Genomic DNA, 18663 nt, shown 5'->3' with positions numbered 1-18663 from the left:
ATGAACAATATCTATAAACCATTATTGTTTTTTCAGAAACATGGTTACTACGTTTGCCAACGTATTGCCGATCGTTTTGGTATTCGAGCCAAAGTTGTTAGAACATCATTTATGTATATTACTTTTGTAACCGTAGGTTTTGGTTTTGCCTTATATATGTTTTTAGCTTTTTGGATGCGTATTAAGGATTTAGTCTATACTAAACGCTCATCGGTTTTTGATTTATGAACCCACTAGTTAAGTTTTTTAGAACTAAAATTTATACAGCCTTTTTTCTACTGGTTGTTATTATGCTTATTGGTGTTTTTGGTTATATCATGATTTCTGGCTACTCTTTAGTCGATGCGTTTTACATGACCGTTATAACCATGACAACAGTGGGATTTGGTGAGGTTGTTCCTTTAGATGATCAATCAAAAATTTTTACAATATTCTTAATTCTGGCAAGTGTTGTTATAGTAGGTTATGCCTTGTCGGTAATTACCGAATACATTTTAAGTAAAAATGATTTAGAAGAATTAAAACACAAAAAGATGCAAAAAAAGATGGATGGTTTTATTAACCATATTGTTATTTGTGGTTACGGACGAAATGGTAAGCAAGCAGCAGTAAAACTTAAGGCTCATAATAAAGAGTTTATTGTTATTGAGAAAGATAAAGAGTTGGAGGAGCGTTTGCAGCTTGACGATGTGCCTTATGTAATAGGTAATGCCAATGAAGATGAGGTGCTTATTATGGCAGGTGTAGATAGAGCTTCTTGTTTTATTTCAGCACTTCCAAACGATGCAGATAATTTATTTGTTGTACTATCTACACGACAGTTAAATAGCAAAATAAATATTATTAGTCGTGCATCAAATGAATCCTCATACAATAAACTGAAATTTGCTGGTGCTAATAATGTTATATTACCAGACAAGATTGGTGGCGACCATATGGCATCCTTGGTGGTGGTTCCTGGTTTAATGGAATTTATTGATAATCTATCTATTGTGGGAAAGTCAGGTATAAATATAGAAGAAATTGCTGTAGAGAAATTTTATGACTCTAGTAAGCCAAGAACTATAAAAGATTTAGATCTTAGAAGAAAAACAGGATGTACTGTAATTGGTTATAAAGATGAGAATGGTGAGTATCTTGTTAATCCTGAGGCAGATATGGAATTAGCACGTAACTCTAAAGTGATTATTTTAGGACGGCCAGAACAGATTGAAGCCCTAAATACAGAGTACAATATCGATTAACGCTTTCGCTTTTTAACAGCCTTTGTTTTAAAAAATCATTTTTTTTTAGCATCTTGCTTGTCTTTAGTAAGAATCTTTCAATAAAAATTAACTAACAACAACCTTATGAAGAAATATCTTCTTTCAATTTTTACCTTAATAATTCCAATTTTAACATTTGCCCAAGAAGAAGAGTTAGGGCTTGACGAAAAAATAGATCAGGCTTTTGCTCCTGTAGCACAATTTTTTACAGATGTTATTTTCTTTCCAATATATCAAGATGATGCCTACACTATTCCTTTCGTTTTAGTCCTTTTGGTAGGTAGTGCCTTATTTTTCACAATTTATTTTGGGTTCCCCAATATTAGATATTTCTGGACTGCAATTAGTACAGTAAGAGGGAAGTATGAAGATATAGAAAGGCATGGAGCTAAAGAGCTTTACGGCGAAGGAGGTATTGCTCAAGGTCAAGATTTATCAAATGTTGATATTGAAGAGCATTTAATAAGTGTGCAGGATGATTTAGCAATAGATGGAGACATTGTAGATACCATTAGAGATGAAAGCTCAGAAGGTGAAGTTTCACATTTTCAAGCATTAGCAACAGCGGTTTCTGGTACAGTTGGTAATGGTAATATTGCAGGTGTAGCCTTAGCTATTGCTCTTGGTGGTCCGGGAGCTACTTTTTGGATGATAGTTTGTGGTTTACTTGGTATGTCAACAAAATTCGTTGAGTGTACCTTAGGTGTTCAATATAGAGATGTTGGCGAAGATGGAACGGTTTATGGTGGCCCAATGTATTACATAAGTAAAGGACTTAAGGCAAAAGGCTTTAAAACCATAGGGAAAATAGCCGCAAGTATTTTTGCGATATTTTGTATTGGTGGTTCTTTTGGTGGTGGTAATGCGGCACAATCTAACCAAGCAACAATTGTAATTAAAGAATTATTTAATTGGCAAAGTACCGCAGCGGGAGCTATTGTAGGTCTTGTATTGGCTATTTTAGTTGGGATTATAATTATAGGTGGTATTAAGCGTATTGCTCAAGTAACAGAAAAAGTAGTGCCTTTTATGGCTATTATGTACATTGTAGCATGTATATATATCATTCTAAGTAATTTTACTTTAATTGATGATGCTATTGGACTTATTGTCAGCGAAGCATTTAACCCTACAGCATTTGGTGTTGGTTCTTTAATAGGTGTGTTATTAGTAGGTTTTCAACGTGCAGCCTTTTCAAACGAGGCTGGTGCAGGTTCGGCATCTATTGCGCATTCAGCAGTAAGAACTAAATATTCTGCTTCAGAAGGTTTAGTGGCTTTATTAGAACCTTTTATTGATACTGTTGTTATTTGTACAATGACTGCTTTAGTTATTGTTATTTTTAACCTTGGCGGTTTCTTTGAATATGGAGGCGATGGTTCTGGAGCTATTTTTATTGATGGCTTACCTTATGAAGGTGCTGGAATTACATCTCAAGCTTTTGCTCAATACATACCATACTCTAATGTATTCTTAACTATTGCTGTTGTATTATTTGCAGTGTCTACTATGATTTCATGGTCGTATTACGGATTACAATCTTGGAAATTCTTATTCGGAAGAGGAAAAGTAGCAGATTTAGTTTATAAAATATTATTCTTAACCTTTGTTGTAATTGGTGCAGCAGCAAGCATGAACTCTATTTGGTCATTCTCAGATGCCATGATTTTCGCTATGATTTTTCCTAATATGGTTGGATTGTTCTTATTATTTCCGGTGGTTAAAAAACAATTAAAACGTTACTTAAGTGCTATAAACCTTAAAAAGGAAGCCATAGACTCGTAGTTAATTTTAAAAAAAAATAAAACATATGAAATCCCATTTTACGTTTTCTAAAAAACAACGGAATGGGATTTTTTTATTACTCATTCTTATAATTCTTTGTCAGTGCGCATGCTTTTTTATTAGTTTTAAATCATTGGATTTTGAAATAAATAAAGAGGAATTAGCAAATTTCACTAAAGAAATAGACTCACTAAGACAGGTACAACTCGAAGCTAGTAAACCTAAACTATACCCATTCAATCCTAATTATATTACAGATTTTAAAGGCGCTTCATTAGGTATGAGCAACCAAGAAATTGACAGGCTGTTGGCGTTCAGAAAACAAAACAAGTGGATTAATTCTACCAAACAATTTCAAGAGGTTACCAAAGTTTCAGATTCCTTATTAAATGCTTTAGCTCCGTTTTTTAAATTCCCAGAATGGATAACTAACCCTAAACCTAAGATTACGACTAACAGAAATCTGTCACCTAATTATAATAACCAGCCTAAAACCTATTCTCAAAAACAAGATTTAAACACGGCAACAGCACAACAACTTCAAAAAATTAATGGAGTAGGAAAGGTGTTGTCCGATCGGATAATTAAATACAGAAATAAATCTGTTGGCGGATTTATTGCAGATATTCAGCTTCAAGATGTTTACGGATTAACACCCGAAGTCATCGAAAAAATCACCAATCAATTTACTGTAAAAACACCAAAAGCAGTTAAGGAACTCAATATCAATACCGCTACGGTAGATGATTTGGTAACTGTGCCGCATATAGATTACGATGTAGCCCATAATATTATTGAGCAACGCACCTTAGTTGAGGGGTTTAGTTCTATAAATCAATTAAAAAAAGTAAAAGACTTCCCTGTAAATAAAATCAAGATAATTGAATTATATTTGCACTTCGAAAAAGAAAAATAAATGAATAGCATGTACTTCACCGAAGAACACAATCTTTTTAGAAAAAGCCTTCAAGATTTTTTACAAAAAGAAGTTGTTCCGCATATCGAAAAATGGGAGCAAACAGGTATAATCGACAGGTTTATCTGGAAGAAATTTGGCGATATGGGCTTTTTTGGTATCAATTATCCAGAATCCTACGGAGGTATGAATCTGGATTTATTCTACACCGTTATTCTACTCGAAGAACTTCAAAAAATAAACTCGGGCGGTTTTGCAGCCGCAATTTGGGCCCATGTTTATTTGGCTATGACGCATTTAAATGCCGAAGGCAATGAGGCCATCAAACAAAAATATTTAGCACCAAGTATTACGGGCGATAAAATAGGTTGCCTTTGCATTACCGAACCTTTTGGCGGAAGCGATGTTGCAGGTATGCGAACCACTGCAGTAAAGCAAGGTGATTATTATATAATTAACGGCTCAAAAACATTTATTACAAATGGTGTATTAAGTGATTATTTAATTGTAGCGGCCAAAACAACACCAGAATTAGGAAATAAAGGCATAAGTATATTTGTACTAGATCGCGATATGGTTGGAGTGTCGGCTACGAAATTAGATAAACTAGGGTGGCGGGCTTCAGACACAGGCGAAATAGCCTTCGATAATGTAAAAGTACCGCTAGAAAATCTTATGGGCGAAGAGGATAAAGGCTTTTCATATATCATGCAACATTTCTCTTTAGAACGTTTAATTATGGGGATAAATGCTCATGCCCGTGCAGAATTTGCGCTAGAGTATGCGCTAAAATACATGAACGAACGCGAAGCATTTGGTAGAAGTATCGATAAATTTCAAGCCTTACGCCACAGTATCGCAGATTTATATTCTGATCTAGAAATAAACAAAATCTTTAACTATACCATAGCCGCTAGGTTAAACAATGGCGAGTATGTTGTAAAGGAGGCTACCATGTCTAAACTAAAGTCAACCAAAATGGCCGACGAGGTTATTTACCAGTGCCTACAATTTTTAGGCGGTTACGGTTACATGGAAGAGTACCCAATGGCAAGGTTGCTGCGCGATAGTAGGTTAGGACCTATTGGTGGTGGAACTTCAGAAATTCTTAGAGAGATTCTCGCAAAAATTATCATCGACAAAAAAGAGTACAAGCCAGCAACTTAATTGTTGTCACTTCATGTGGTTTCGATTTTTATCGAAATTGTATCGAGAAGTTGGGCGCCTGCCTACCGCAGGCAGGTTCCCCATAAAGGGTAGGGCTTTCCATTATATCTTTTACTTTTTTCATTCCTGCAAAGGCAAGAATCTATCAATTTAGATTTTAATTTAATTAAATACTCAGGCTATTTTTAACTAAAAGTAAAAGGATGCTGTTTAAATCCCTAACGGACTTGTTTGCTAAGGTCTCAGCTTTATTGAAGGTTGGTGTTTTTAGCAGAGGTGCCTTTAACATTCTTGTATATGTGAACTTTTTGTTTGATAACGAGGTTTTTTCTAAGGAAAATGGGCAACAAGCAAACAAAGCAACTCGCATTGGTTAATCTTAAAATTGCAATTTTTAGGTAGGTTGTTACCTGTAGTTTTTATTCTATCGTTAATTAGTTTGTTCTTTTTCTGCAAGAACATTCGTGATGCTCATTAATGTAATTAATTGATTCTATACAGAGTTCTTGTAAAGCTGAAATATTGATATCAGAGAGCCTTTTTACATAAATACAAGCTTTGCCCATTTTGAATTTACCGAGTTCAGCTAACAATAATTTACTTCTTTCCGTATCAGAATAAACGTAGAGTGAGAACGCTGTTTTTCTCGGTGAAAATCCAAGAACAGGGGCATTACCTTTGTGTCCGCTGGCATATTTGTAATGGTAGGTGCCAAATCCGATAATGGTCGGTCCCCACATTTTAGGTTCAGCATTAGACCATTTCTGCATCAATTTGATCAAACTAAAACTGTCAGCTTTTTTTTGTTCATTGTCAACGTATGAGTTAATGAAATCTGTTACATTTTTTCCCGTGTAAGTCGTTTTTGCCATCATTTTAATTATTGTCGCAAAATCTTTTCCATCTTTCTGCCTTTTGCCAATTCATCAATTAGCTTTTCTAGCTGCCTGCATTGTTTATATAGTTCAAATTCATCCTCTATTTCTTCAATTCGATAACCACAAACGACTCCTTTTATCAAGTGAGCGTTTGGATTTATTTTAGCTTTTTGAAAAAATATTCTAAAGGTTGCTTTATCATCAATAAGGGCTTGTAAAGCATCTTGATCAAAGCCAGTAAACCATTTAATTACTTGATTGAGCTCTTCTTTTGTTCTTCCATTTTTCTCCAATCTATTCAGGTAATGTGGATAAATGGATGCAAATATCATATTGGCAATCTTTTCATTTTTTTCGGCTGTAACTTTCATTATGACAATTTTTTTATATTAATTGTTTTATTTTATTCGCATAAAGTCAAATGCGCCTTTTCGAAGTTGTATTCCATACTCCAGATAGGCTTTCATGCAGGCTAAGAAATTTGCCCAACCTCCCGAATTTTCCAAAGCCCATTTTAAGTTGTTTTCATTTAGTTCCTTACCGTTTTCATTTACTCTTACTATGGTACTATTGTCTGGCAATTTTTCTAATGTAATTTTTACAACCGTCTCTGGATCCCAAACAAAGGAAATTGTACGATTGGTGTCTATTTTGATTTCATTTACTGGGAACTTATCATGAAATTCAGGAAATTTCCAAATGACCTCTTTTCCCGTTTCCAATTTCCCACTACTTTCCGAAATGAAATATTTGGTCATGTTCTCCGGATTTACAATGCCTTCAAAAACCTCTTCTACTGGTTTCTGAATTTGTATAATTGCATTAGATTCTAGTCTCATATTGAATTCTTTTAGTCATTGAAAATAATTTATATGTTGAGTCTAATTCTAGTAATGTTTTACGAATATGAATTCGTTTTAATGTTATATAACCACAACTATACGAAGGTAGCTGAAATTTTTTGCAAAGTCAAGTTAGAAATTTAACAACAAAACAACCTAAGAAAAATACTAACCCATACTATTGCACATTCTAAATTACTTTTTATATTTGCAGCCTGAAAATTCTAAAAGAGAGGAGGTTAAGACACTATGTTAAAAATTCAAGTAAAAGAAGGAGAAAATATAGAGAGAGCATTAAAACGTTACAAACGTAAGTTTGTTAGAACAACGGTTAAAAATCAGTTGCAAGAACGTAAGCAGTTTACTAAACCCTCAGTTGAACGTAGAGCGCAATTAAAAAAAGCACAATATATTCAAAACTTAAGAGATGCAGAAAATGTTTAAAAATCTTTTTTACAACCATAACAATCCCGCTATTTATAGTGGGATTTTTTTTTAACACTATGTGTGTATAGAGGATTCTAATACTTTCAAATTAAACGAATAACTAAAGAGAAAGCTGAAATGCTCTGTGAAACTCTTCAAAAAATTCGGGCATCTCAGCGTAACAACCTTACTATTCATTTACACAACAATTATAGAAATAGATTTTTTAATAAATAGTAACTTATAACTATTCGTGATGTTCGTGTCAAAAAAATAATCACAATAAATATAGATTAAACAAAACTATTGTATCTTCATATTTCAACTTAAGTTAATATGCTCTTCAATTCATTTACAGATTATCTACTATTAGAAAAAAACTATTCCAAATTAACAGTAAATGCTTACCAAAACGATTTAAATGAGTTTTCAGAATTTATAAAAAACGAATACAACTCAAATTCTATAAATCAGGTTAACTATCCACAAATACGAAATTGGATTGTAACTTTAGTAGAAAAGGGAATCTCTAATCGGACTATAAACCGAAAAGTATCGGCGTTAAATACTTATTATAAGTTTCTATTAAAAACGGGCGATATAGACCTAAACCCACTATCTAAACATAAAGCCTTAAAAACAAGTAAAAAATTACAAATACCTTTTTCTGAAGTGGAAATAGAATCTGTGCTAGACTATTTAAGCTTGGCAAACGATTTTGAAAGCGTAAGGAATAAATTCATTATTGAATTATTTTATTCTACCGGAATTAGAAGAATTGAATTGGTGGAGTTAAAACTTAGCAACTTAGATTTAAATAATAATACGTTAAAAGTATTAGGTAAAAGAAATAAAGAACGTATTGTACCGTTATTAAAGACTGTAGTGGAAACCGCAGAAACCTATTTAAGTTTTAGAAAAAGTCTAGATAGTATTATAGATGTCCAACAGCTGTTTTTAACAAAAAAAGGCGTTAAAATATACGAAACACTTGTTTACAGAATAATAAATGAGTATTTTAGTTTGGCATCTTCAAAAGTAAAGAAGAGTCCCCATATACTTAGGCACTCCTTCGCTACTCATTTGTTAAATCAAGGTGCTGATTTAAATGCTGTTAAAGAACTTCTAGGACATTCCAGTTTAGCTTCCACACAAGTGTATACACATAATAGTATAGCCGAATTGAAAAAAGTGCATATTAATGCACACCCAAGGAGTAAAAAATAGGGTTTTAAAATTATTGTCTAACCAAAAAAAACGAGTATGAAAGTAAACACCCAATCAGTAAATTTCAATGCAGACCAAAAATTGATAGATTTTATTCAACAAAGAATGGATAAATTAGATTTGTTTTATGATAAAGTTATCAAATCGGAAGTTTTTTTAAAATTAGAAAACACAAGTGATAAAGAAAATAAAATATTTGAAGCAAAAGTAAGTGTACCCGGTGATAGCTTCGTTGTAAAGAAGCAATGTAAAACGTTTGAAGAAGGCGCAGATATGGCAGTTGCATCTCTAGAAAGACAGTTAAAAAAGCGAAAAGAGAAATTAAGAGCACATTTATAATAAAATTTATTAAAAAATGTTTTGAATAATGTAAAAAATCTATACATTTGCAGTCCGTTAGAAATAGCGGGCTTTTTTTATGTGGTTTTTTAGTAAAAAAATTCTTGAAAAGCCGATGTAGCTCAGCTGGCTAGAGCAGCTGATTTGTAATCAGCAGGTCGTGGGTTCGAGTCCCTCCATCGGCTCAAGTTCTTTAAAATATTAAAAATAAGTTAATTGGGGAGATACTCAAGCGGCCAACGAGGGCAGACTGTAAATCTGCTGACTACGTCTTCGCAGGTTCGAATCCTGCTCTCCCCACAACTTTTTTAAATATTTTTTAAATATTGGAATTCGGTAAATGAAAATTTATCAAAATTGCGGGAGTAGCTCAGTTGGTAGAGCGTCAGCCTTCCAAGCTGAATGTCGCCAGTTCGAACCTGGTCTCCCGCTCTAAAATTCCTGCGAAGGCAGGAATCTCTTCTTTCATAAATAACAATAGGTAATGGTTGTTTTGAAAGAATAGGAAATAAAAACTTTACGCCGGTGTAGCTCAGGGGTAGAGCGTTTCCTTGGTAAGGAAGAGGTCACGAGTTCAATTCTCGTCATTGGCTCTATTAAGATTAAAAAAAAGATTACACTAATATTATTATATAACTAAGATTAAAATTATTTAAAAACATGGCAAAGGCAACTTTCGATCGTTCAAAACCACACTTAAATATTGGTACAATTGGACACGTAGATCACGGTAAAACAACTTTAACTGCTGCTATTACTAAAGTATTAGCTGATGCAGGTTATTCGGAAGCGAGATCATTTGATCAAATTGATAACGCACCAGAAGAAAAAGAAAGAGGTATTACAATTAATACTTCACACGTAGAATATCAAACAGCAAATCGTCACTACGCACACGTTGACTGTCCAGGTCACGCCGATTACGTAAAGAACATGGTAACTGGTGCTGCTCAAATGGATGGTGCTATATTAGTAGTTGCTGCAACTGATGGTCCTATGCCACAAACTCGTGAGCACATCTTATTAGGTCGTCAAGTAGGTATTCCTCGTATCGTTGTTTTCTTGAACAAAGTTGATATGGTGGATGATGAAGAGTTATTAGAATTAGTAGACATGGAAGTTAGAGATTTATTATCTTTCTATGAATACGATGGAGATAATGGTCCTGTAGTTTCAGGTTCAGCTTTAGGTGCACTTAATGGTGAGCAAAAATGGGTTGATACTGTATTAGAATTAATGCAAGCTTGTGATGATTGGATTCAAGAGCCTGTACGTGATATGGATAAGCCATTCTTAATGCCTATCGAAGATGTATTCTCTATTACTGGTCGTGGTACTGTTGCTACTGGTCGTATTGAAACTGGTGTTGCTAATACAGGAGATCCTGTAGAAATTATCGGTATGGGAGCTGAGAAATTAACTTCTACTATTACTGGTATTGAAATGTTCCGTCAAATATTAGATAGAGGTGAAGCTGGTGATAACGCTGGTATCTTATTAAGAGGTATTGAGAAATCTCAAATTTCAAGAGGTATGGTAATTACTAAACCAGGTTCTGTAACACCACACTCTAAATTTAAAGCTGAGGTTTATATCCTTAAAAAAGAAGAAGGTGGACGTCACACTCCATTCCATAACAACTACCGTCCACAGTTCTACGTACGTACAACTGACGTAACTGGAAACATCGCGCTTCCTGATGGAGTTGAAATGGTTATGCCTGGAGATAACTTAACTATTACTGTTGAGTTGATTCAACCAATTGCAATGAATATAGGTCTACGTTTCGCAATCCGTGAAGGTGGTAGAACTGTTGGTGCAGGTCAGGTAACTGAAATATTAGACTAATACAGTTTAAATAAATATATAAGCTAAGGTATTCTGTTTACTCAGAATACCTTGACTTGTATTTACGGGCGTAGCTCAGTTGGTAGAGCACTGGTCTCCAAAACCAGGTGTCGGGAGTTCGAGTCTCTCCGCCCGTGCAAGAAAAAATTGAGTAACATTTCAATTTGGATTAAAAATAAAATAACGTCATGGCTGGATTAGTAAACTATATTAAAGAATCATTCGGAGAGTTAAAGAATAATGTGTCTTGGCCAACTTGGGCTGAAGCACAAAGTTTAACTGTTTTGGTAGCTGTATTCTCTATTATATTTTCACTTGCTATTTGGGGTGTGGATACAGTTTTTAGTAAAGTTATAACAGCTTACTTTCAATCGATTAGTTAAAAAGAGAATTTATGTCTGAAGTAAGTGAAAAAAAATGGTACGTTGTTCGTGCAGTAAGTGGTCAGGAGAACAAAATCAAAACTTATATCGAGAATGAAATTGCTCGTTTAGGTTTAGAAGATTATGTTGATCAAGTACTTGTGCCTACAGAGAAAGTGATTCAAATCCGTAACGGAAAAAAAATCCAGAAAGAGAAAACATTCTTTCCTGGATATATTATGGTTCAAGCTAACTTAACTGGAGAAGTTCCTCATATTATTAGATCGGTTACTAATGTAATTGGTTTCTTAGGAGAAACTAAAGGTGGAGATCCTGTGCCATTAAGACAATCTGAAGTTAACAGGATGTTAGGTAAAGTGGATGAGCTTTCAGTAGAAGAAACGGCAAATGTAGCAATTCCTTTTACTAAAGGTGAAACCGTTAAAGTTATCGATGGTCCTTTCAATGGGTTTGATGGAACTATTGAGAAAATTAATGAAGAAAAGCGTAAACTTGAAGTAATGGTTAAGATTTTCGGAAGAAAAACGCCATTGGAATTAAGTTATATGCAAGTTGAAAAAGTATAATAGTGTTACATTACGATAGATGAGTCTTTCGCTTCCAAAAGAAAGATAACATCAAAAAATTAAATTATTAAAAATGGCAAAAGAATTAGGTAAAGTAGTTAAGTTACAAGTTCGGGGAGGTGCTGCGAATCCATCGCCACCGGTTGGACCCGCTTTAGGAGCTGCAGGTGTTAACATCATGGAGTTCTGTAAGCAATTCAATGCCAGAACCCAAGATAAGGCAGGTAAAGTATTACCTGTTGTTATATCTGTTTACAAAGACAAATCATTTGACTTTGTAATTAAAACTCCACCAGCAGCAGTTCAATTATTGGAAGCTGCAAAGGTGAAGAAGGGATCTGGGGAGCCAAACCGAAAAAAAGTAGCTAAAGTATCTTGGGATCAGGTTAAAACCATCGCAGAAGACAAAATGGTAGATTTAAATGCATTTACTATCGAGTCTGCTATGAAAATGGTTGCTGGTACAGCAAGATCGATGGGTATAACCGTAACAGGGCAATTCCCTTCTTAATCTATTAAAGCATTAAAAAATGGCAAGATTAACAAAAAAGCAAAAAGAGGCTTTAGCAAAAATTGAAAAAGGTAAAGTTTATTCTTTAAATGAGGCATCTGCTTTAATTAAAGAGATTACCAATACTAAGTTCGACGCATCAGTTGATTTAGCAGTACGTTTAGGAGTAGATCCTCGTAAAGCTAATCAAATGGTTAGAGGGGTGGTTTCATTACCACACGGAACTGGTAAAGACATGAAAGTATTAGCATTAGTAACACCAGATAAAGAAGCGGAAGCTAAGGAAGCTGGAGCAGATTACGTTGGTTTAGATGAGTACCTTGATAAAATTAAAGGTGGTTGGACAGATGTAGACGTTATCGTTACAATGCCAAGTGTTATGGGTAAATTAGGTCCTTTAGGACGTGTATTAGGTCCTCGTGGTTTAATGCCTAACCCTAAAACAGGAACGGTAACTATGGATGTTGCTAAGGCAGTAAGTGAAGTAAAAGCAGGTAAAATTGACTTTAAAGTTGATAAAACAGGTATTGTACACGCTGCTATTGGTAAAGCATCATTTAGTGCTGATAAAATTGCGGGTAACGCAAATGAATTATTAACAACATTAATGAAACTAAAACCGACAACCGCTAAAGGTGTTTATGTAAAAAGCATATTTATGTCTTCTACAATGAGCCCTAGTTTAGCTATTGATCCTAAAATTGGTTAATTAAGTTAAAACTTTCAAATTATGACTAGAGAAGAAAAATCACAAGTAATTGAGGAATTAACTGCAGAATTAGCTAATAACTCAAATATCTATTTAGCAGATATTTCAGGATTAAATGCAGGAACTACATCTAATTTGCGTCGTGCTGCTTATAAGGCGAACGTGCAAATGGCAGTTGTTAAGAATACATTACTTGAAAAAGCAATGGAAGCTTCAGATAGAGATTTTGGAGACCTTGCATCAGTATTAAAAGGAAATACATCTGTGATGTATTCTGAAACAGGTAATGCACCAGCTAAGTTAATTAAAACTTTCCGTAAAAAATCAGAAAAGCCTTTATTAAAAGGAGCTTTTATTGAGGAAGCAGTTTATATTGGCGATGAGCAATTAGACATGTTAGTTGATATTAAGTCTAAAGAGGAGTTAGTTGGAGAGATTGTTGGATTATTACAATCGCCTGCTAAAAACGTTATTTCTGCACTTAAATCAGGTGGCGGAACTATAGCTGGACTTATTAAAACGCTATCTGAGAGATCAGAATAGTATTAAACAGTACGCACTTTATTACAATTATATTATTATTACAAAATTATTAAAACGATAGAAAAATGGCAGATTTAAAAGATTTCGCAGAACAATTAGTTAACCTTACTGTAAAAGAAGTAAACGAGTTAGCAACTATATTAAAAGATGAGTATGGTATCGAGCCTGCTGCTGCAGCTGTAGCTGTTGCTGCTGGTGGTGCTGCTGCTGGAGAGGCTGCAGAAGAGCAAACTGAATTTGATGTAATCTTAAAAGCGGCAGGTGGTTCTAAACTAGCTGTAGTAAAATTAGTTAAAGAATTAACTGGTTTAGGATTAAAAGAAGCTAAAGGATTAGTTGATGATGCACCAAGTGCAATCAAAGAAGGTGTTACTAAAGATGAAGCTGAAGCATTAAAAGCATCTTTAGAAGAGGCTGGAGCTGAGGTTGAGCTTAAGTAAGCTTTACAACTCAATAATACAAAGGTTTAGGTATATCCCGCTTCTAGCGGGATAACACCTAGACCATTTTGCGTATATAATGATATAGCAAAATAAATTGCAAAATCGCGTTAAACTATGGATACATATTTTAATGTTTAACTAGTGTTTAAAAGCACTATCACTATTTTTTAATCAAAATTCCGTCCATTGATGTTATCAACACAAGCTGAAAGATTAAATTTCTCGTCTATTGTAAATAAGACAGATTATCCAGACTTCTTGGATATTCAGATAAAATCCTTTCAGGATTTTTTCCAATTAGAGACAAAATCTGAAGAAAGAGGTGATGAAGGTCTTTATAATACCTTCATGGAAAACTTTCCAATTACTGATTCTCGTAATCAATTCGTTTTAGAATTTTTAGATTACTTCGTAGATCCACCAAGATATGCTATTGAAGAGTGTATTGAAAGAGGACTTACATATAGCGTTCCGCTTAAAGCAAGATTAAAGTTATATTGTACCGATCCTGAACATGAGGATTTCGAAACTATTGTTCAAGATGTGTACTTAGGAACAATACCTTACATGACACCATCTGGTACATTTTGTATTAATGGTGCAGAACGTGTAGTGGTCTCTCAATTACACCGTTCTCCAGGAGTATTCTTCGGGCAGTCTTTCCATGCTAATGGAACAAAATTATATTCAGCAAGAGTTATACCATTCAAGGGATCTTGGATTGAGTTTGCTACAGACATCAACCAGGTGATGTATGCATACATTGATAGAAAAAAGAAATTACCTGTTACTACGCTTTTCCGTGCCATCGGTTTTGAGCGTGATAAAGATATATTAGAGATTTTTGATTTAGCTGAAGAAGCTAAAGTTTCAAAATCTGGATTAAAAAAGTATTTAGGAAGAAAATTAGCTGCGCGTGTATTAAATACATGGCATGAGGATTTTGTTGATGAAGATACTGGAGAAGTTGTATCTATCGAGCGTAACGAAATTGTGCTTGATCGTGATACGGTTCTTGATAAAGAAAATATAGAAGAAATTCTTGAAGCAGAGGTTAAAACGATTCTTTTACATAAAGAATCTAATGAGCAAGGAGATTATGCTATTATTCATAATACGCTTCAAAAAGATCCAACAAACTCTGAAAAAGAAGCTGTTGAACATATCTATAGACAATTACGTAATGCTGAGCCGCCAGATGAGGAAACAGCGCGTGGAATTATAGATAAATTATTCTTCTCAGACCAACGATACTCTTTAGGAGAAGTAGGTCGTTATAGAATGAACAAAAAATTAGGTTTAGATATCGGAATGGATAAGCAAGTGCTTACCAAAGAAGATATCATTACCATTATAAAATATTTAATTGAGCTTATCAATTCTAAAGCTGAGATTGATGATATTGATCACTTATCTAATCGTCGTGTACGTACTGTTGGTGAGCAATTATCTTCTCAATTTGGTGTTGGTTTAGCACGTATGGCTCGTACTATTCGTGAGCGTATGAACGTTCGTGACAATGAGGTATTTACACCAATTGATTTAATTAATGCAAAGACGTTATCGTCTGTGATTAATTCTTTCTTTGGTACAAACCAGTTATCTCAATTTATGGATCAAACCAACCCTTTAGCTGAAATTACGCATAAGCGTCGTTTATCAGCTCTTGGACCAGGTGGTTTATCTAGAGAAAGAGCGGGATTTGAGGTTCGTGATGTGCATTATACGCATTACGGTCGTTTATGTCCTATTGAAACACCAGAGGGACCAAACATTGGTTTAATTTCTTCACTTTCAGTATTTGCTAAAGTGAACTCCATGGGATTCATTGAAACACCATACAGAAAAGTAACAGATGGTGTTGTAGATATTCAAAATGAGCCTACATATTTAAGTGCAGAAGAGGAAGAAGAAAGGTTAATCGCTCAAGCAACTGTTAAAGTTGATGAAAACGGTAAAATTTTACATGATAAGGTAATTGCAAGAATGGAAGGTGACTTCCCTGTAATTGATCCTAATGAACTGCATTATACAGATGTTGCACCTAACCAAATTTCATCTATATCTGCTTCGTTAATTCCATTCTTGGAACATGATGATGCGAATAGAGCCTTGATGGGATCTAACATGATGCGTCAAGCCGTGCCTTTATTAAGAGTAGATGCACCTATAGTTGGAACAGGTTTAGAGCGTCAGGTAGCATCAGATTCTAGAGTATTAATTAATGCTGAAGGAAATGGTGAAGTACTTTATGTTGATGCTAAAGAAATTCAAATTAGATATGATCGTACTGAAGATGAAGCTAAAGTAAGTTTCGATTCTGATGTTAAAACATATCAATTAGTAAAATTCAGAAAAACTAACCAAGGAACTTCTATCAACCTTAAACCTATTGTTGTCAAAGGAGATAAAGTAACTAAAGGACAAGTTTTATGTGAAGGTTATGCAACGCAAAAAGGAGAGCTTGCTTTAGGTAGAAATATGAAAGTAGCCTTTATGCCTTGGAAAGGGTATAACTTTGAGGATGCCATTGTAATTTCTGAAAAAGTTGTTCGTGAAGATATCTTTACTTCTATTCATATTGATGAGTATTCTTTAGAAGTTAGAGATACTAAACTAGGTAATGAGGAATTAACAAATGATATTCCTAATGTTTCTGAAGAGGCTACTAAAGACTTAGATGAGCATGGAATGATTCGCGTTGGTGCCGAAGTTAAACCTGGTGATATTTTAATTGGTAAGATTACACCAAAAGGTGAGTCTGATCCAACACCTGAAGAGAAATTATTGCGTGCTATTTTTGGAGATAAAGCGGGAGATGTTAAAGATGCATCTTTAAAAGCTTCACCTTCATTACATGGTGTTGTAATTGAAAAGAAATTATTCGCAAGAGCGGTAAAAGATAAGCGTAAAAGAGCACAAGATAAAGATGATATCTTAGCTTTAGAAGCGCAATACGATAGAAAATTTGACGAGTTAAAAGATGTTTTAGTTGAAAAACTATTTGCTATTGTAAACGGTAAAACAGCTCAAGGTATTTTTAACGATTTAGGTGAAGAGGTTTTACCAAAAGGTAAAAAGTTTACACTAAAAATGTTAAATGCGGTTGATGATTATGCGCATTTAGTGTCAGGTAAATGGACTACAGATGAGCATACTAATAAGTTAGTTGCAGATTTAGTACATAACTACAAAATTAAAGAGAACGATTTACAAGGGGCTTTACGTCGTGAGAAATTCACAATCTCTGTTGGTGATGAGTTACCAGCTGGTATTATTAAATTGGCTAAAGTATACATTGCTAAGAAACGTAAGTTAAAAGTAGGTGATAAAATGGCAGGACGTCACGGTAACAAAGGTATTGTTGCACGTATTGTTCGTCAGGAAGATATGCCTTTCTTAGAGGATGGAACGCCAGTTGATATTGTGTTAAACCCACTTGGTGTACCTTCACGTATGAACATTGGTCAGATTTATGAAACTGTTCTTGGTTGGGCAGGTCAAAAATTAGATCGTAAGTATGCAACACCAATTTTTGATGGTGCAAATATCGATCAGATTAATGCTTTAACGGATGAAGCAGGTATACCTAGATACGGTCATACATATTTATATGATGGTGGAACAGGTGCACGTTTTGATCAACCAGCTACAGTTGGTGTGATTTACATGTTGAAACTAGGACACATGGTAGACGATAAAATGCACGCACGTTCTATTGGACCTTACTCATTAATAACACAACAACCATTAGGGGGTAAAGCACAATTTGGTGGTCAACGTTTTGGTGAGATGGAAGTTTGGGCACTTGAGGCTTATGGAGCATCAAGTACTTTACGCGAGATCTTAACTGTAAAATCTGATGATGTAATTGGTAGAGCTAAAACTTACGAAGCAATCGTAAAAGGTGAGCCAATGCCAGATCCAGGTTTACCAGAATCATTCAACGTACTTATGCACGAATTGAAAGGTTTAGGTTTAGACATCAGATTAGAGGAGTAGTTAATTAATTAAATTCATTTCAACCATTTATTATGGCAAGAAAACAAGATAAAAATACAGTTAAGAGATTCAACAAAATCTCAATTGGTTTAGCATCACCAGAGTCTATTTTAGCAGAGTCTAGAGGTGAGGTTTTAAAACCAGAAACTATCAATTATCGAACTCACAAACCTGAACGTGATGGTTTGTTCTGTGAGCGTATTTTTGGTCCTGTAAAGGATTATGAGTGTGCTTGTGGTAAATATAAGCGTATTCGTTACCGTGGTATCGTATGTGACCGTTGTGGTGTAGAGGTAACTGAAAAGAAAGTTCGTAGAGACCGTGTAGGTCATATTAACTTGGTAGTACCAGTTGCACATATTTGGTATTTCCGTTCATTACCTAATAAAATAGGATATCTTTTAGGTTTACCTTCCAAGAAATTGGATATGATCATTTACTACGAACGTTACGTAGTAATTCAACCAGGTATTGCTAAAGGTCCAGAAGGTGAAGAAATCAATAAAATGGATTTCTTGACCGAAGAAGAGTATTTGAATATTTTAGATACGATTCCTCAAGAAAATCAGTATTTAGAAGATTCTGACCCTAATAAGTTTATAGCTAAAATGGGTGCAGAGTGTTTAATTGATTTATTGGGTAGAATCAATCTTAAAGAGCTTTCTTTTGAGCTTAGACACAAAGCAAATACAGAGACTTCTAAGCAGAGAAAAACTGAAGCACTTAAACGATTACAAGTTGTTGAGGCGTTAAGGGAATCTCAAGAGAATAGAGAAAACGAACCAGAATGGATGATTATGAAAGTAATTCCGG

The 18663-nt window shown here is 34.4% G+C and carries 19 protein-coding genes, 5 tRNA genes and 1 pseudogene; 22 read left to right on the top strand and 3 right to left on the bottom strand.

Going from position 1 to position 18663, the window contains the following annotated elements:
- The 5 genes from ABJM36_RS14870 to ABJM36_RS14850 all read left to right on the top strand — a co-directional run bounded on the left by ABJM36_RS14870 (position 1) and on the right by ABJM36_RS14850 (position 5133).
- Positions 1–228: a PspC domain-containing protein gene (locus ABJM36_RS14870; protein ID WP_348452284.1), complete on the top strand. Its 228-nt coding sequence runs from the start codon at positions 1–3 to the stop codon at positions 226–228.
- The gene (locus ABJM36_RS14865; RefSeq protein ID WP_348452283.1) at positions 225–1244 is read left to right on the top strand and encodes a potassium channel protein; all 1020 of its coding nucleotides are present in this window, start codon (positions 225–227) and stop codon (positions 1242–1244) included. Before ABJM36_RS14870 ends, ABJM36_RS14865 begins: the two co-directional genes overlap by 4 nt.
- 105 nt (positions 1245–1349) lie before the next feature.
- Complete coding sequence (locus ABJM36_RS14860) at positions 1350–3050, top strand: alanine/glycine:cation symporter family protein (protein WP_348452282.1); 1701 nt, start codon at positions 1350–1352, stop codon at positions 3048–3050.
- 133 nt (positions 3051–3183) lie between these two features.
- Positions 3184–3966, top strand: a complete 783-nt coding sequence (locus ABJM36_RS14855) for a helix-hairpin-helix domain-containing protein (RefSeq protein WP_348452281.1) — start codon at positions 3184–3186, stop codon at positions 3964–3966.
- Positions 3967–5133, top strand: a complete 1167-nt coding sequence (locus ABJM36_RS14850) for an acyl-CoA dehydrogenase family protein (protein WP_348452280.1) — start codon at positions 3967–3969, stop codon at positions 5131–5133.
- A 434-nt stretch (positions 5134–5567) separates the two neighbouring features.
- Here the strand turns inward: ABJM36_RS14850 and ABJM36_RS14845 are convergent, their stop codons facing one another.
- Genes ABJM36_RS14845 through ABJM36_RS14835 form a run of 3 tightly spaced genes read right to left on the bottom strand, consistent with a single transcriptional unit; the run spans position 5568 to position 6850 of the window.
- Positions 5568–6008 (bottom strand): DUF1801 domain-containing protein, encoded by a 441-nt coding sequence (locus ABJM36_RS14845; RefSeq protein ID WP_348452279.1) that lies wholly within the window; start codon positions 6006–6008, stop codon positions 5568–5570.
- Positions 6009–6013: 5 nt separating this feature from the next.
- On the bottom strand, positions 6014–6382 hold the full coding sequence (locus ABJM36_RS14840) for a DUF2200 domain-containing protein (protein ID WP_348452278.1): 369 nt from the start codon (positions 6380–6382) through the stop codon (positions 6014–6016).
- A 27-nt stretch (positions 6383–6409) separates the two neighbouring features.
- The gene (locus ABJM36_RS14835) at positions 6410–6850 is read right to left on the bottom strand and encodes an SRPBCC domain-containing protein (RefSeq protein WP_348452277.1); all 441 of its coding nucleotides are present in this window, start codon (positions 6848–6850) and stop codon (positions 6410–6412) included.
- Positions 6851–7102: 252 nt separating this feature from the next.
- Here ABJM36_RS14835 and rpsU point away from each other — a divergent pair, with 252 nt between their 5' ends.
- From rpsU to ABJM36_RS14750, 17 genes and pseudogenes are all read left to right on the top strand, one after another.
- Positions 7103–7297 (top strand): 30S ribosomal protein S21, encoded by a 195-nt coding sequence (rpsU, locus tag ABJM36_RS14830; protein WP_348452276.1) that lies wholly within the window; start codon positions 7103–7105, stop codon positions 7295–7297.
- Positions 7298–7615: 318 nt separating this feature from the next.
- Positions 7616–8506, top strand: a complete 891-nt coding sequence (locus ABJM36_RS14825) for a tyrosine-type recombinase/integrase (protein WP_348452275.1) — start codon at positions 7616–7618, stop codon at positions 8504–8506.
- Positions 8507–8542: 36 nt separating this feature from the next.
- Positions 8543–8845, top strand: a complete 303-nt coding sequence (gene raiA, locus ABJM36_RS14820; protein WP_144116618.1) for a ribosome-associated translation inhibitor RaiA — start codon at positions 8543–8545, stop codon at positions 8843–8845.
- 111 nt (positions 8846–8956) lie between these two features.
- Positions 8957–9030 (top strand) — tRNA-Thr (locus ABJM36_RS14815).
- Between the two features lie 33 nt (positions 9031–9063).
- Positions 9064–9145: transfer RNA gene (locus ABJM36_RS14810), tRNA-Tyr, on the top strand.
- A 59-nt stretch (positions 9146–9204) separates the two neighbouring features.
- Positions 9205–9277, top strand: a tRNA-Gly gene (locus ABJM36_RS14805).
- A gap of 89 nt (positions 9278–9366) precedes the next feature.
- A tRNA-Thr gene (locus tag ABJM36_RS14800) sits at positions 9367–9438 on the top strand.
- Positions 9439–9505: 67 nt separating this feature from the next.
- The gene (gene tuf / locus ABJM36_RS14795; protein ID WP_348452274.1) at positions 9506–10693 is read left to right on the top strand and encodes an elongation factor Tu; all 1188 of its coding nucleotides are present in this window, start codon (positions 9506–9508) and stop codon (positions 10691–10693) included.
- A gap of 64 nt (positions 10694–10757) precedes the next feature.
- Positions 10758–10830 (top strand) — tRNA-Trp (locus ABJM36_RS14790).
- A 51-nt stretch (positions 10831–10881) separates the two neighbouring features.
- Positions 10882–11076, top strand: coding sequence for a preprotein translocase subunit SecE (gene secE, locus ABJM36_RS14785; protein WP_348452273.1), 195 nt, complete (start codon positions 10882–10884; stop codon positions 11074–11076).
- Positions 11077–11087: 11 nt separating this feature from the next.
- Complete coding sequence (gene nusG, locus ABJM36_RS14780; protein WP_092851658.1) at positions 11088–11642, top strand: transcription termination/antitermination protein NusG; 555 nt, start codon at positions 11088–11090, stop codon at positions 11640–11642.
- Positions 11643–11715: 73 nt separating this feature from the next.
- Positions 11716–12153 (top strand): 50S ribosomal protein L11, encoded by a 438-nt coding sequence (gene rplK / locus ABJM36_RS14775; protein ID WP_144116615.1) that lies wholly within the window; start codon positions 11716–11718, stop codon positions 12151–12153.
- A 19-nt stretch (positions 12154–12172) separates the two neighbouring features.
- Positions 12173–12862: a 50S ribosomal protein L1 gene (gene rplA / locus ABJM36_RS14770; protein ID WP_348452272.1), complete on the top strand. Its 690-nt coding sequence runs from the start codon at positions 12173–12175 to the stop codon at positions 12860–12862.
- A gap of 21 nt (positions 12863–12883) precedes the next feature.
- Positions 12884–13405, top strand: coding sequence for a 50S ribosomal protein L10 (gene rplJ, locus ABJM36_RS14765; RefSeq protein WP_348452271.1), 522 nt, complete (start codon positions 12884–12886; stop codon positions 13403–13405).
- A 65-nt stretch (positions 13406–13470) separates the two neighbouring features.
- The gene (gene rplL / locus ABJM36_RS14760; protein WP_348452270.1) at positions 13471–13845 is read left to right on the top strand and encodes a 50S ribosomal protein L7/L12; all 375 of its coding nucleotides are present in this window, start codon (positions 13471–13473) and stop codon (positions 13843–13845) included.
- 192 nt (positions 13846–14037) lie between these two features.
- Positions 14038–17850, top strand: a complete 3813-nt coding sequence (gene rpoB / locus ABJM36_RS14755) for a DNA-directed RNA polymerase subunit beta (RefSeq protein WP_348452269.1) — start codon at positions 14038–14040, stop codon at positions 17848–17850.
- Positions 17851–17882: 32 nt separating this feature from the next.
- Positions 17883–18663: pseudogene (locus ABJM36_RS14750) on the top strand (DNA-directed RNA polymerase subunit beta'); the annotation flags it as partial.

This window comes from Algibacter sp., assembly GCF_039977455.1.
In the GTDB taxonomy this organism is placed as follows: domain Bacteria; phylum Bacteroidota; class Bacteroidia; order Flavobacteriales; family Flavobacteriaceae; genus Algibacter_B.
Note: the sequence above shows the minus strand (reverse complement) of the source record. Positions and strands in the feature narration are given on the sequence as shown.